Source organism: Pseudomonas sp. E315, assembly GCF_055406205.1.
In genome coordinates this window covers 253,687-267,653 of sequence record NZ_JBUZPJ010000004.1, presented here as the reverse complement: position 1 = coordinate 267,653, position 13,967 = coordinate 253,687, and the positions used below count along the sequence as shown (strand labels likewise).

Genomic DNA, 13,967 nt, shown 5'->3' with positions numbered 1-13,967 from the left:
TCACCTCATACCCAAGTGGTCGGCGTTAACCGTCCTTCTCGATTTCACAGAGTAGCGGATGCTGGCTTTCGCGTGCGTACTGATTTACCTGCGCCGCTTTAGTCTCAGCAATATCACGGGTAAACACGCCGCACACTGCCCGTCCTTCTGTATGAACGGCCAGCATGACCTTGGTCGCCAATTCGCGATTCAAGTTAAAAAACACCTCAAGCACTTCGACAACGAAATCCATCGGTGTGTAGTCATCGTTGAACAAAACCACCTTGTACATCGGCGGCGCCTGAAGGACAGGCTTAGCCTCTTGAACAGCCAAGCCAGCGGAGTCGTCGCCATCAAAATCGGGTCGATCCTGATTGAATGTTAGTCGAATCTGGCTGATTGCATGCATGGAAAGAAAGGTTCGTAGTTGAGCGAATACAGTGATGGAGGCAAGCACGTCAAATTTCAACCGCGCCGCCGCGTGACCTTGACTATCGGTAAAACGGTGTTACAACCAATAGTACCCACAGTGGGGAATAAAGGTCCGCACAGTCAACCCTATTTATGGGTTTATGTGCGAGTGAACTGGATGATACTCCAGTGATGGAGTCGTTTGTAGCAGAGGGATATGAGTATGCAAGGCAAGGTCAAGTGGTTCAACAATGCCAAAGGCTTCGGCTTTATCAATACGGAGGCCAAGGAAGGCATCGATGAACAGGGACACCCAATCGACTTCTTTGCCCATTTTTCAGCCATTCAGATGGACGGCTACAAGACGCTAAAAGCGGGTCAGCCTGTGAGTTTCGAAATCACCCAAGGCCCCAAAGGTCTACATGCCGTGAACATTACGAACACTCCAACGACCAGCGCGACAACAGTGACTGCGCAAGAGGTTAATCCCCTCTCGGTCTGACCCACCGATCCCACAGTCAGCCTCAAAAAAACGGCCGATTCATTTACATGAATCAGCCGTTTTTTATGTCACATCAGCTCACATATGAGCGATCAAGGCATCGCCAAAGCCCGAAGACGACACCAGCTTGGCGCCCTCCATCAGTCGCTCGAAATCGTAGGTCACCGTCTTAGCGGAAATCGCGCCATTGGTGCCCTTGATAATCAAATCAGCGGCCTCAGTCCAACCCATATGACGCAACATCATTTCAGCCGACAGGATCAATGAGCCGGGGTTGACTTGATCTTTGCCCGCGTATTTAGGCGCCGTACCGTGTGTAGCCTCAAACATGGCGATGGTGTCAGACAAGTTGGCACCCGGCGCAATCCCGATCCCGCCGACCTCCGCTGCCAGCGCATCAGACAGGTAATCGCCATTGAGGTTGAGCGTGGCAATCACGTCATATTCAGCAGGGCGCAGCAGAATCTGCTGGAGCATGGCATCGGCAATGGCATCTTTGACGATCACATTGCGACCCGTTTTGGGGTTTTTGAACTGCATCCACGGGCCACCATCAAGCAGGGTTGCGCCGAACTCTTCGGCTGCCACTTCATACGCCCACTCTTTGAAGGCACCCTCGGTGAACTTCATGATGTTGCCTTTGTGAACAATGGTCAGCGACTCGCGATCATTGTCGACCACGTACTGCAACGCCTTGCGCGCCAGTCGCTTAGTGCCCTCTTTGGACACGGGCTTAACGCCAATTCCGCAGTCCCGATCGAAGCGGATCTTAGTCACGCCCATTTCTTCTTTCAGAAATTTGATGACCTTAATGGCTTCAGGCGAACCCGCCTTCCATTCAATGCCGGCATAAATGTCTTCGGAGTTCTCGCGAAAGATGGTCATGTCCACGTCGCCGGGCTTTTTGACCGGGCTCGGCACACCTTCAAACCAGCGAACCGGCCGTAGACAGACATATAAATCGAGCTGCTGACGAAGCGCTACGTTAAGGGAGCGAATACCGCCACCCACTGGAGTCGTCAGCGGGCCCTTGATGGAGACGACGTAATCCTTGACGGCATCCAGGGTTTCTTGCGGCAGCCATGTGTCCTGATCGTAGACCTGAGTGGCCTTTTCACCTGCATAGACTTCCATCCAGGAGATTTTGCGCTTGCCGCCGTAGGCTTTATTAACGGCTGCATCGACGACCTTGATCATGACCGGGCTGATATCGACACCAATGCCATCCCCTTCGATATAGGGAATGATCGGGTTGTCAGGCACGTTGAGAGAGTGGTCTGCGTTGACGGTGATTTTTTCACCTGCGGCTGGAACCTTAATCTTGTTGTATCCCATGCTGAACTCCATTTGTGGGTTGAACATCATGCCGATCTGGAGCGTAACCCAGTTAAATCGGCACGCAAACTGAATGTTCTTCCCGTCGATTTCAGACCACCCCTGGAGGGTACTGGCAACCCCGTAAACAAAGGCTAAACAGACAATATCCAGCACTTTCAACACACCATCCTTAGACCAATGGATGCCCTTTGAATCACCTCAACCCTCGCAGCAACCTTAGCGACCTATGTATACTGCGCCGGTGACCGCGGAGTCATCGCGAGACACCACACTGCAATGAGTCTTTCAGGCCTAGAAAGGCTGAGCCGTTACCCCGGCTCGACCGCTTGACGCTCTACTGATGCATTCACATCACCGCGAAGAACCTCGACTTTCGGCTCATTGTTCACTGTGAACGAAAGCGCCTACCCTGCGCATCTCGAGAATCTGAGCACGCTCAGCAAAGAAGAGAGTTAATCCGAAATGTCCACCCGTTCGAAGATCATCTATACCTTCACCGACGAAGCTCCGGCCCTCGCCACCTACTCACTGCTGCCCATCATCGAAGCCTTTACCGCTCCCGCTGATATTGCTGTTGAGACGCGCGACATCTCTCTGGCAGGCCGTATCCTCTCCAGCTTCCCCGAGCAATTGGGTGACAAGGCTGTAGCAGACCACCTCGCCGAACTGGGCGCCCTGGCCGTTACGCCTGAAGCCAACATCATCAAGCTGCCTAACATCAGCGCCTCGGTTCCGCAATTGCAAGCCGCAATCAAAGAACTGCAAGCGCAGGGCTTCAACATCCCGGACTACCCTGAAACCGTAACCACTGACGCTGACAAAGACGTCAAGGCGCGTTACAGCAAAGTCATGGGCAGCGCTGTAAACCCGGTACTGCGCGAAGGCAACTCTGACCGCCGCGCACCGCTGTCGGTTAAAAACTACGCCCGCAAGCACCCGCACAAAATGGGCGCTTGGGCTGCTGATTCCAAATCCCACGTAGCGCACATGAGCGAAGGCGACTTCTACGGCAGCGAAAAAGCTGCACTGATTGAAGCCCCGGACAGCGTAAAAATCGAACTGATCGCTCAAGACGGCACTACTTCCGTCCTGAAAGAAAAAACCGCCGTACAAGCCGGCGAGATCATCGATTGCTCGGTCATGAGCAAAAAAGCCCTGCGCCAGTTCGTAGCGGCCGAAATCGAAGACGCCAAGAAAAAAGGCGTTCTGTTCTCGGTTCACCTCAAAGCCACCATGATGAAGGTCTCCGACCCGATCATGTTTGGTCAGATCGTGGCTGAGTTCTACAAGGACGCGCTGGAAAAACACGCTGACGTCCTGAAAGAAATCGGTTTCAACCTGAACAACGGCATTGGCGATCTGTACGCTCGCATCAAAGCCCTGCCAGCAGACAAGCAAGCTGAAATCGAAGCTGACATTCAGGCTGTGTACGCTGACCGCCCTGCTCTGGCGATGGTGAACTCCGACAAAGGCATCACCAACCTGCACGTGCCGAGCGACGTTATCGTCGACGCCTCGATGCCAGCCATGATCCGTGACTCTGGCAAAATGTGGGGCGCCGACGGCCAACTGCACGATGCCAAGGCTGTGATCCCGGATCGCTGCTACGCCACCATCTACCAAGCGACCATCGAAGACTGCATCAAGCACGGCGCTTTCGATCCAACCACTATGGGCAGCGTGCCAAACGTTGGTCTGATGGCGCAAAAAGCCGAAGAATACGGCTCCCACGACAAAACCTTCCAAATCAAGACTGACGGCGTTGTTCGGGTAACCGACAGCAGCGGCAAAGTGCTGATGGAACAAAAAGTCGAAGAAGGCGATATCTGGCGCATGTGCCAGGCCAAAGACGCGCCAATCCGCGACTGGGTCAAACTGGCCGTTAACCGCGCTCGCGCCAGCAACACCCCAGCGATTTTCTGGCTGGACCCTAAGCGTAGCCACGACGGCGTGATGATCGAAAAAGTTCAGGCTTACCTGAAGGATCACGACACCAGCGGCCTGGACATTCGCATCATGTCGCCTGTAGACGCCATGAAGTTCACCCTGGAACGCACCCGTGCAGGTCTGGACACCATCTCGGTGACTGGCAACGTACTGCGCGACTACCTGACTGACCTGTTCCCGATCATGGAACTGGGCACCAGCGCCAAAATGCTGTCGATCGTTCCGCTGATGAATGGCGGCGGTCTGTTTGAAACTGGCGCAGGCGGTTCTGCACCTAAGCACGTCCAACAACTGCTGGAAGAAAACTTCCTGCGCTGGGACTCGCTGGGTGAGTTCTTGGCTCTGGCAGCATCCTTGGAGCACCTGGGCACGACCTACAACAACCCGAAAGCGTTGGTGTTGGCCAAAACCCTGGACCAGGCCACTGGCCAGTTCCTCGACAACAACAAATCGCCATCGCGTAAAGTCGGCAACATCGACAACCGCGGCAGCCACTTCTACCTGGCGCTGTACTGGGCTCAAGCTCTGGCCGCACAGACTGAAGATGCTGCACTGCAAGCACAATTCGCCCCTGTAGCCAAAGCCATGGCCGAGAACGAAGCAACTATCGTTGCTGAGCTCAACGCTGTACAGGGCAAGCCTGTCGACATTGGTGGTTACTACCACGCCGATGCTGACAAGGTGAGCAAAGTAATGCGCCCTAGCGCCACATTGAACGCGATCATCGCCTCCGTGTAAGCGCAACAAAGCAACACCACAAACCCCGGCCCACGACGCCGGGGTTTGTGGTTTCTGCACAACACACATTTCGTAGCGGCTGCCGAAGGCGGCGCTCGGTTGCGAAGCGAATACAAACACCAGCAACAGCGTACTGCCTGACTTTACAGCGACGGCAGCGGCGACAGGCTTGGGGCTTGGAGCGAAGTTTCTGTAGCATCTACAAACCTCCCTAAAACCGAGCACACCTCATGGACTGGAAACCCCACATCACTGTCGCCACCGTCGTTGAAGACAACGGCCGCTTCTTGATGGTTGAAGAACTCAAAGGCGAGCGCGCCGTGCTCAACCAGCCCGCCGGGCATCTGGACCCAAATGAAAGCCTGATCGACGCCGCCATTCGCGAAACCCTTGAAGAGACCGGCTACGACGTTGAGCTCACCAGCGTGATCGGCATTTATTTGTACACCGCACCCAGCAATGGCGTGACTTATCAGCGCGTGTGCTTTGCCGGCAAGGCCCTCAAACATCACCACGACTATCAACTGGACACTGGCATCATCGGCCCGCTGTGGCTGAGTCGTGACGAGCTGATAGCACAACGCGATCGCTGGCGCAGCGAGTTGACCTTGCAGTGCATCGATGATTATTTGAGCGGCAAACGGTTTGACCTCAGTTTAATCCGCCCTTCGGTTTAGCCTTGAGCGCTTGGGCCTGCTAGAATCGCGTCCTTTTTCAAGAACACTCATTGAAACCTTATGCGTGATCCAGCCTTAGTCGCCCCCGAAAACCAGCGCGTCATCGTCGGCATGTCCGGCGGTGTTGACTCTTCCGTTTCCGCCGTTTTGCTCATGGAGCAGGGCTACCAGGTGGAAGGCCTGTTCATGAAGAACTGGGAGGAAGACGACGGAACGGATTACTGCACCGCCATGGACGACCTGGCCGATGCCCAAGCTGTGTGCGACAAAATTGGTATCAAGCTGCACACTGCCAACTTCGCCGCTGAATACTGGGACAACGTGTTTGAGCACTTCCTGGCGGAATACAAAGCCGGTCGCACACCCAACCCGGACATCCTTTGCAACCGTGAAATCAAGTTCAAGGCGTTCCTCGATTACGCCCTGATGCTGGGCGCTGATCTGATTGCTACCGGCCACTACGTGCGTCGTCGGGACATCGACGGCCGTACCGAACTGCTTAAGGGCTTGGACCCGAACAAGGATCAGAGCTACTTCTTACATGCCGTCGGCGGCGAACAAATTGCCCGCACCCTGTTCCCGGTTGGGGAGCTTGAGAAGCCAGAAGTACGCAAAATCGCCGAAAAGCACGATTTGGCCACCGCAAAGAAAAAAGACTCCACGGGCATCTGCTTTATTGGTGAGCGCCGTTTCAGCGACTTCCTCAAGCAGTACCTGCCTGCACAGCCGGGCGAGATCAAAACCACCGAAGGCGAAGTGATTGGCCGCCATCACGGCTTGATGTATCACACCATCGGCCAGCGTCAGGGCTTGGGCATCGGCGGTTTGAAAGACGCGAGCGACGAACCGTGGTACGTGCTGTTCAAAGACTTGGAAAACAACGAGTTGATCGTCGGCCAAGGCAACGATCACCCGTGGCTGTTCTCCCGCGCGTTGCTCGCCTCTGAAATCTTTTGGGTTAACCCGATCGACCTCAGCAGCCCACTGCGCTTGACGGCCAAGGTTCGTTATCGCCAAAGCGACCAACCTTGCACCCTCGAGAAAACCGCTAATGGCTATCGCGCAACCTTCGACGACCCGCAGCGAGCAGTAACGCCCGGCCAATCTGTGGTGTTTTACGAGGGTGAAGTGTGCTTGGGCGGCGGCGTGATCGAAGTAGCCGAGCCCTGGACAAGCAAGAGCGCACAGGCATGAACGCCACTCAGGAACAACTGATCGCCCTTGGCGGTGTGTTTCTCGCCGCTGTGCTGGTCGACAAAATAGCCAAGACAGGCCAAGTGAGTGAAGCCGATCTGGCCTGCATGCTCGGTAGCTTGCTGATTCGCGACCCCAAAGACACGCTAGAAGTGTATGGCGGTGACGACATCAACCTGCGTGAAGGCTACCGCGCCCTGATCGGCGCCCTTGAGCGCGACCCCAACACCCTGCAACGCGAGCCATTGCGCTATGCGCTGTCAATGCTGGGGCTTGAGCGCCAACTGGCCAAGCGTGAAGACATGCTTGAGCTGATCGGCAAGCGTCTACCGCAAATCCAGTCACAAGTGGAACACTTCGGGCCCGCTCACGAAAACGTGGTTGCCGCCTGTGGCGCGCTCTATCAGGACACGCTCAGTACGCTGCGCCAACGTATTCAAGTCCACGGCGACATGCGCAACCTGCAACAACCCAGCAACGCCGCTAAAATTCGCGCCCTGCTGCTGGCCGGCATTCGTTCGGCACGGCTGTGGCGGCAATTGGGTGGTCATCGCTGGCAGTTGGTCTTCAGCCGCCGCAAGCTGCTCAAAGAGCTTTATCCCATGCTGCGCGGCTAAAACCCGTCAGCACGTACACCTTGTAACGTCGCTACGCGTATGACGCCGGTCACTTGGCAACGGACCGGCCGTTTTTTTCATGTATGATACGCGCCCCATTTCGTTGCCCGACTGTCCGAGAACACCCCATGCAGCTTTCTTCGCTCACTGCGGTTTCCCCTGTTGACGGCCGCTACGCCGGCAAAACCCAGGCCCTGCGCCCAATTTTTAGCGAGTACGGCCTGATCCGTGCTCGCGTACTGGTTGAAGTTCGCTGGCTCCAGCGCTTGGCTGCACACGCTGCCATCCCTGAAGTCCCAGCTTTCTCCGCCGAAGCCAACGCTGTTCTGAACGAACTGGCCGAAAACTTCTCTCTGGAACACGCCGAACGCGTCAAAGAGATCGAGCGCACCACCAACCACGATGTAAAAGCCATTGAGTACCTGCTCAAAGAGCAGGCTGCCAAGCTGCCTGAACTGGCCAACGTCAGTGAGTTCATCCACTTTGCTTGCACCAGCGAGGACATCAACAACCTGTCCCACGCTCTGATGCTGCGCGAAGGCCGTGATGACGTCATGTTGCCGCTGATGCGCCAGACTGCCGAAGCCATCCGCGAGCTGGCGATCAAATTCGCTGACGTGCCGATGCTGTCGCGCACTCACGGCCAACCGGCTTCGCCGACCACACTGGGCAAAGAACTGGCCAACGTGGTTTACCGTCTGGAGCGTCAAATCGCTCAAGTGGCCGCTGTTCCGCTGCTGGGCAAGATCAACGGCGCTGTCGGCAACTACAACGCTCACCTGTCGGCCTACCCGCAGATCGACTGGGAAGCCAATGCCCGCGCCTTCATCGAAGGCGAGCTGGGCCTGGGCTTCAACCCGTACACCACGCAAATCGAACCGCACGACTACATCGCCGAACTGTTTGATGCCATTGCGCGCTTTAACACCATCCTGATCGACTTTGATCGCGATATCTGGGGCTACATCTCGCTGGGCTACTTCAAGCAGCGCACCATCGCTGGCGAAATTGGCTCCTCGACCATGCCGCACAAGGTCAACCCGATCGACTTCGAAAACTCCGAAGGCAATCTGGGTATCGCCAACGCCCTGTTCCAGCACTTGGCCAGCAAATTGCCAATCTCTCGCTGGCAGCGCGACCTGACTGACTCCACCGTATTGCGCAACCTGGGCGTGGGCTTTGCTCATAGCGTTATCGCGTACGAAGCCAGCCTTAAAGGCATCAGCAAACTGGAGCTTAATGCTCAGAAAATCGCTGCTGACCTGGACGCGTGCTGGGAAGTTCTGGCCGAACCCATCCAGACCGTGATGCGTCGTTACAACATTGAAAACCCGTACGAGAAGCTCAAAGAGCTGACCCGCGGCAAGGGCATCAGCCCAGAAGCCCTGCAAACCTTCATCGACGGCCTTGAAATGCCAGAAGCAGCCAAAGCCGAGCTGAAACTGCTGACACCTGCCAATTACATTGGCAACGCTGTTGAGCAGGCCAAGCGCATCTGATCGCTGCAACGACCTATTAACGCCCGGCCGTGCCGGGCGTTTTTATTCCCGATTACAAAGTGTATTTTTTCAATAGGTTACACATGAATCCTGATATTCCTCTTCAACTTCTGGGCGGCATCACGGCACGCGAGTTTTTGCGCGACTACTGGCAGAAAAAACCGCTGCTGATCCGTCAAGCCATCCCTGACTTCGAAAGCCCAATCGACGCCGACGAACTGGCCGGCCTGGCGCTGGAAGAAGAAGTCGAATCGCGCCTTATCATCGAACACGGCGAACGCCCGTGGGAGTTGCGTCGCGGCCCTTTCGCCGAAGACGAATTCAGCAAATTGCCAGAAAGCGAATGGACGTTGCTGGTGCAAGCTGTCGATCAGTTCGTGCCTGAAGTGGGCGAGCTGCTTGAAAACTTCCGTTTTCTGCCAAGCTGGCGCATTGATGACGTGATGATCAGCTACGCCGCACCCGGCGGCAGCGTAGGCCCGCATTTCGACAACTACGATGTGTTCTTGCTGCAAGGTCACGGCAAGCGCCATTGGCAGATCGGCCAGATGTGTGACTCCGAAAGCCCACTTCTGGAGCACGCCGACCTGCGCATTCTGGCTGACTTCCAGGCCACCGACGAGTGGACACTGGAGCCCGGCGACATGCTTTATCTGCCTCCGCGCCTTGCCCACTGCGGCGTTGCAGTAGACGACTGCCTGACCTATTCCGTAGGTTTTCGCGCCCCAAGCGCCGCTGAAGTCCTGACCCACTTCACCGACTTCCTCAGCCAGTACCTGCCTGATGAAGACCGTTACACCGACGCCGACGCACAACCGGTTAGCGACCCGCACCAGATCCAGCACGACGCCCTCGATCGCCTCAAAGGTTTGCTGGCCGAGCACATGAGCGATGAGCGCATGCTGCTGACCTGGTTCGGCCAGTTCATGACCGAACCACGCTATCCGGAACTCGTCGTCGGCCCTGAGCTCGAAGAAGAAGACCTGTTCGCCAACCTGGACCAGGGCGCGATACTGATTCGCAACCCAAGCGCTCGACTGGCATGGTCAGAGGTTGACGAAGACCTGCTGCTGTTCGCCAGCGGTCAAAGTCGCCTATTGCCAGGCAAGCTGCGCGACCTGCTGAAAATGATTTGTGCAGCAGATGCTTTGCACAGCGACAACCTCGGCTTATGGTTGGCCGACGAAGATGGACGCAACCTGCTCTGTGAGCTGGTTAAACAAGGAAGCCTGGGGTTCGCCGATGAATAGCATTCACGTACGTGTCGCCGACTGGCAAAAGGACAACGCCGAACTTCGACGCATTCGTGAGGCCGTGTTTATTGCCGAACAATCTGTCCCGCCCGAGCTGGAGTGGGATGCAGACGATGCCGATGCTGTGCATTTTCTGGCCTATGAGGGCGACTTTCCCATCGGCACTGCTCGCCTTTTGCCGGATGGTCATATTGGCCGGGTGTCAGTCCTCAAAGACTGGCGTGGACTGAGCGTGGGCGACGCTCTGATGCAAGCGGTAATCAGCGAAGCTGAAAAACGCGGCCTAAAAGAGCAAAAACTCAGCGCCCAAGTGCATGCCACACCGTTCTATGAGCGACTGGGCTTCAAAATTGTCAGCGACGAATTCCTGGAAGCAGGCATTCCTCACGTTGATATGGAGCGTGCGGGCTAATCCAAAGCCCCGCCTTCGCGAAGACTATTAACGCCCTGCTATCTCTTGGATCGCAGGGCGTTTTGCTATCTGGCATTCAACCTCACCCCATTGATGCCGACAAACTGGCAAACTCTGGCCACATCCTTTCCAAATATTGCGGAGATAACGGACATGTCCCTACGCCCCCTCATCGCCAGCTTGTTGCTGATGTTCAGTATCAGCGCCCTTGCCGATACCCAAGTGATCACGCTGCAAAATCGCACCAGCGCTGATCTTCTGCCTGTAGCGCAAAACTTTATCGGCAATGACGGCAAGGTCAGCGCATACGGCAATCAATTAATTGTCGAGGCCTCCGCGCAAAAAATTCAAAACCTGGAAACGCTGCTAAACCAACTCGACACACCCGCCAAGCGCCTGCTGATCACTGTTGACACCAGCGATAACAACTCCCCCAACACTGACAACAGCACCCGGGTGTACAGCACCGCCAGCCGCGAAGGCGGCATGCAACAGATTCAAGCGACAGAGGGTGTGCCTGCACTGATCCAGACCGGCAAAAGCGTGCCGCTGACCAGCACACAAACTGATGCCTACGGGCGCCTGCTGACACAGACTGAGTACCGCAACGTGACACAGGGTTTTTATGTCACGGCCAGCATTACAGGTGAAACGGTACACCTCGCCATTAGCACCAATCGCGACCGCATGAGCCAGGAACGCCCAGATGTAGTGAACGTGCAAAGTAGCGACACACAAGTCAGCGCCCCCCTCGGGCAATGGATCACATTGGCAGGCATCAACGGCCAGACCCAAGCCGACAAACAGGGTACAACCCGCACGTACTCTACTCAAAGCCGGGATGACATGACGTTACGGGTCAAAGTCGACATGCTCGACCAAAAAGCCCAAAACTGACTGATGAGTCGTATTAGACCAAATATGTAGTGCCATATAAAAAGCACTACAAAGTGTTTGACGGCTCAAAAAAGCAAAGGCATGATGGCCCCGCTCCCGCCGATCAGAGCCCTTGTAAAGGATCTTGATCGTTAACGAGAAGCCATTCACGCACTCACTCAAACAACTCAGTTGTGTGCCTGGCGGAGCAAGCATTTTTCAATCCAGACCTATGCGACGAGGTTTATCTCCATGGCACTGACACGCGAACAGCAAATTGCAGCCCTTGAAAAAGACTGGGCCGAAAACCCACGCTGGAAAGGCGTGACTCGCGATTACTCCGCTGCTGACGTGGTCCGCCTGCGCGGCTCGGTTCAACCCGAGCACACTTTTGCAAAAATGGGCGCTGACAAGCTGTGGAAACTGGTGACACAGGGCGCACACCCGTCCTTCCGTCCTGAGAAAGATTTCGTCAACTGCATGGGCGCCCTGACCGGGGGTCAAGCAGTTCAACAGGTTAAAGCCGGCATCCAGGCTATCTACCTGTCGGGTTGGCAAGTGGCGGCAGACAACAACTCTGCCGAATCCATGTACCCCGATCAGTCGCTGTACCCAGTGGACTCCGTGCCAACTGTGGTCAAGCGCATCAACAACTCGTTCCGTCGTGCTGACCAGATCCAGTGGAAAGCCGGCAAAAACCCGGGCGACCAAGGTTACATCGACTACTTCGCACCGATCGTGGCTGACGCTGAAGCCGGTTTCGGCGGCGTTCTGAACGCATACGAACTGATGAAAAGCATGATCGAAGCAGGCGCCGCCGGCGTTCACTTTGAAGATCAGCTGGCCTCGGTTAAAAAATGCGGCCACATGGGCGGCAAGGTACTGGTTCCAACCCAAGAAGCCGTACAAAAGCTGACCGCTGCTCGCTTGGCGGCCGACGTTGCAGGCACACCGACCATCATCCTGGCTCGTACCGATGCTAACGCCGCTGACCTGCTGACTTCTGATTGCGACCCGTACGACCAGCCATTCGTCACCGGCGAACGTACCAAAGAAGGCTTCTACAAAGTGCGCGCCGGCTTGGACCAGGCTATCGCTCGCGGCTTGGCCTACGCCCCGTACGCCGACCTTATTTGGTGCGAAACTGCCAAACCGGATTTGGAAGAAGCCCGTCGCTTTGCTGAAGCGATCAAAAAGGAATACCCGGACCAACTGCTGTCCTACAACTGCTCCCCTTCCTTCAACTGGAAGAAGAACCTGGACGACGCAACCATCGCCAAGTTCCAGCGTGAACTGTCGGCAATGGGCTACAAGCACCAGTTCATCACTCTGGCGGGCATCCACAACATGTGGCACAGCATGTTCAACCTGGCGCACGACTACGCCCGCAACGACATGACTGCCTACGTGAAACTGCAAGAGCAGGAATTCGCTGACGCCGCCAAAGGCTACACCTTTGTGGCGCACCAGCAGGAAGTGGGCACCGGCTACTTCGACGACATGACCACTGTGATCCAAGGTGGCTCGTCTTCAGTAACCGCCCTGACCGGCTCGACTGAAGAAGAACAGTTCCACTAATGGAACCACGGCCATTGCCCAGCCTGTAAAGAACAAACGCAATGCCATATACGTAGCGCCCCGACTGGTTCGGGGCGTTTTTTTGTCAGGCATTTACACGCCACACCTGAAAAACCCGGGCAAAAACTGACACAGATCCAGGCAAGCCCAAACAAAAACGTTTAAAAAGCCAAGCCCAAAACTTGCAACCTGCACATATATAAGCCAACTTCCCTGCACGCAGTCGGCGTTGTAGCAACTGCAGAAGACTTAAACGATATTAATTATCATTTAGCGCTGTTTTTATTGAATACCTGATCCACAAAACATAATCACCGAAACACGCTGTAATCCCCGCAGCACGCGGCTTACGCAGACTTTGAGGAAAGACATACCACTAAAGGATTGAATTAAATCATCTTAGAAAATTTACTTGCTGGGTGTTTAGCCATAAAATCGCGCCCATCAATTGCGCTGCGACATATCGTCACTGCTTTATTACCTTTTTAAGCTCAGAGACCTTGTTCTCTGTTAAGGATTACCAGCATGCCCGAAGCGACAGGACTCATAGCCCATAACTGGGGCTTTGCCATTTTCCTTCTCGGCGTTGTCGGCCTTTGTGCCTTCATGCTTGGCGTCTCCAGCCTCCTTGGGTCAAAAGCCTGGGGTCGCAGCAAAAACGAACCGTTCGAGTCCGGCATGCTACCTACCGGTGGCGCCCGCTTACGGCTCTCAGCCAAATTCTATCTGGTCGCGATGCTCTTCGTGATCTTCGATATCGAAGCCCTCTTTCTCTTTGCCTGGTCTGTGTCTGTTCGCGAAAGCGGCTGGACCGGATTCGTCGAAGCTCTCGTTTTCATAGCAATTCTGTTGGCAGGCCTTGTCTACCTATTTCGGGTGGGTGCTCTTGATTGGGCACCGGAAGCTCGTCGTAAGCGGCAGGCCAAGCTGAAACAATGAGGCTTTG

The 13,967-nt window shown here is 55.5% G+C and carries 13 protein-coding genes; 11 read left to right on the top strand and 2 right to left on the bottom strand.

The window, feature by feature from the left end:
* Positions 1-25: 25 nt before the first annotated feature.
* On the bottom strand, positions 26-388 hold the full coding sequence (clpS, locus tag ACZRJQ_RS08435) for an ATP-dependent Clp protease adapter ClpS (RefSeq protein WP_463977996.1): 363 nt from the start codon (positions 386-388) through the stop codon (positions 26-28).
* 225 nt (positions 389-613) lie between these two features.
* On the opposite strand from clpS, the gene ACZRJQ_RS08430 reads away from it, so the two are divergent.
* Entirely contained in the window at positions 614-892 is a 279-nt protein-coding gene (locus tag ACZRJQ_RS08430) for a cold shock domain-containing protein (protein WP_463977995.1), read from the top strand.
* 78 nt (positions 893-970) lie between these two features.
* On the opposite strand, the gene icd is transcribed toward ACZRJQ_RS08430, so the two are convergent.
* Positions 971-2,227 (bottom strand): NADP-dependent isocitrate dehydrogenase, encoded by a 1,257-nt coding sequence (gene icd, locus ACZRJQ_RS08425; protein WP_463977994.1) that lies wholly within the window; start codon positions 2,225-2,227, stop codon positions 971-973.
* A gap of 465 nt (positions 2,228-2,692) precedes the next feature.
* Between icd and ACZRJQ_RS08420 the strand changes: the two genes are divergently transcribed.
* The 10 genes from ACZRJQ_RS08420 to ACZRJQ_RS08375 all read left to right on the top strand — a co-directional run bounded on the left by ACZRJQ_RS08420 (position 2,693) and on the right by ACZRJQ_RS08375 (position 13,960).
* Positions 2,693-4,915 (top strand): NADP-dependent isocitrate dehydrogenase, encoded by a 2,223-nt coding sequence (locus ACZRJQ_RS08420; protein ID WP_463977904.1) that lies wholly within the window; start codon positions 2,693-2,695, stop codon positions 4,913-4,915.
* A 230-nt stretch (positions 4,916-5,145) separates the two neighbouring features.
* On the top strand, positions 5,146-5,592 hold the full coding sequence (locus tag ACZRJQ_RS08415) for an NUDIX hydrolase (RefSeq protein ID WP_463977903.1): 447 nt from the start codon (positions 5,146-5,148) through the stop codon (positions 5,590-5,592).
* Between the two features lie 60 nt (positions 5,593-5,652).
* Positions 5,653-6,786 (top strand): tRNA 2-thiouridine(34) synthase MnmA, encoded by a 1,134-nt coding sequence (gene mnmA, locus ACZRJQ_RS08410; RefSeq protein ID WP_463977902.1) that lies wholly within the window; start codon positions 5,653-5,655, stop codon positions 6,784-6,786.
* Positions 6,783-7,403, top strand: a complete 621-nt coding sequence (gene hflD, locus ACZRJQ_RS08405; RefSeq protein ID WP_463977901.1) for a high frequency lysogenization protein HflD — start codon at positions 6,783-6,785, stop codon at positions 7,401-7,403. Before mnmA ends, hflD begins: the two co-directional genes overlap by 4 nt.
* Positions 7,404-7,531: 128 nt before the next feature.
* Positions 7,532-8,902, top strand: a complete 1,371-nt coding sequence (gene purB / locus ACZRJQ_RS08400) for an adenylosuccinate lyase (RefSeq protein WP_463977900.1) — start codon at positions 7,532-7,534, stop codon at positions 8,900-8,902.
* An 83-nt stretch (positions 8,903-8,985) separates the two neighbouring features.
* Entirely contained in the window at positions 8,986-10,152 is a 1,167-nt protein-coding gene (locus ACZRJQ_RS08395) for a ribosomal protein uL16 3-hydroxylase (RefSeq protein ID WP_463977899.1), read from the top strand.
* Entirely contained in the window at positions 10,145-10,567 is a 423-nt protein-coding gene (locus ACZRJQ_RS08390) for a GNAT family N-acetyltransferase (protein WP_463977898.1), read from the top strand. The genes ACZRJQ_RS08395 and ACZRJQ_RS08390 overlap by 8 nt, the downstream gene beginning before the upstream one ends.
* 153 nt (positions 10,568-10,720) lie before the next feature.
* Positions 10,721-11,464, top strand: coding sequence for a secretin N-terminal domain-containing protein (locus tag ACZRJQ_RS08385; protein ID WP_463977897.1), 744 nt, complete (start codon positions 10,721-10,723; stop codon positions 11,462-11,464).
* Positions 11,465-11,695: 231 nt separating this feature from the next.
* Positions 11,696-13,021: an isocitrate lyase gene (gene aceA / locus ACZRJQ_RS08380; RefSeq protein ID WP_048365296.1), complete on the top strand. Its 1,326-nt coding sequence runs from the start codon at positions 11,696-11,698 to the stop codon at positions 13,019-13,021.
* 525 nt (positions 13,022-13,546) lie between these two features.
* The gene (locus tag ACZRJQ_RS08375; RefSeq protein WP_003446990.1) at positions 13,547-13,960 is read left to right on the top strand and encodes an NADH-quinone oxidoreductase subunit A; all 414 of its coding nucleotides are present in this window, start codon (positions 13,547-13,549) and stop codon (positions 13,958-13,960) included.
* Positions 13,961-13,967 lie beyond the last annotated feature (7 nt).

What these genes read in the sequence shown, in the direction of transcription:
- clpS (WP_463977996.1), bottom strand. Translation starts at nt 388, where the DNA reads ATGCATGCAATCAGCCAGATTCGACTAACATTCAATCAGGATCGACCC.
- ACZRJQ_RS08430 (WP_463977995.1), top strand. Translation starts at nt 614, where the DNA reads ATGCAAGGCAAGGTCAAGTGGTTCAACAATGCCAAAGGCTTCGGCTTT.
- icd (WP_463977994.1), bottom strand. Translation starts at nt 2,227, where the DNA reads ATGGGATACAACAAGATTAAGGTTCCAGCCGCAGGTGAAAAAATCACC.
- ACZRJQ_RS08420 (WP_463977904.1), top strand. Translation starts at nt 2,693, where the DNA reads ATGTCCACCCGTTCGAAGATCATCTATACCTTCACCGACGAAGCTCCG.
- ACZRJQ_RS08415 (WP_463977903.1), top strand. Translation starts at nt 5,146, where the DNA reads ATGGACTGGAAACCCCACATCACTGTCGCCACCGTCGTTGAAGACAAC.
- mnmA (WP_463977902.1), top strand. Translation starts at nt 5,653, where the DNA reads ATGCGTGATCCAGCCTTAGTCGCCCCCGAAAACCAGCGCGTCATCGTC.
- hflD (WP_463977901.1), top strand. Translation starts at nt 6,783, where the DNA reads ATGAACGCCACTCAGGAACAACTGATCGCCCTTGGCGGTGTGTTTCTC.
- purB (WP_463977900.1), top strand. Translation starts at nt 7,532, where the DNA reads ATGCAGCTTTCTTCGCTCACTGCGGTTTCCCCTGTTGACGGCCGCTAC.
- ACZRJQ_RS08395 (WP_463977899.1), top strand. Translation starts at nt 8,986, where the DNA reads ATGAATCCTGATATTCCTCTTCAACTTCTGGGCGGCATCACGGCACGC.
- ACZRJQ_RS08390 (WP_463977898.1), top strand. Translation starts at nt 10,145, where the DNA reads ATGAATAGCATTCACGTACGTGTCGCCGACTGGCAAAAGGACAACGCC.
- ACZRJQ_RS08385 (WP_463977897.1), top strand. Translation starts at nt 10,721, where the DNA reads ATGTCCCTACGCCCCCTCATCGCCAGCTTGTTGCTGATGTTCAGTATC.
- aceA (WP_048365296.1), top strand. Translation starts at nt 11,696, where the DNA reads ATGGCACTGACACGCGAACAGCAAATTGCAGCCCTTGAAAAAGACTGG.
- ACZRJQ_RS08375 (WP_003446990.1), top strand. Translation starts at nt 13,547, where the DNA reads ATGCCCGAAGCGACAGGACTCATAGCCCATAACTGGGGCTTTGCCATT.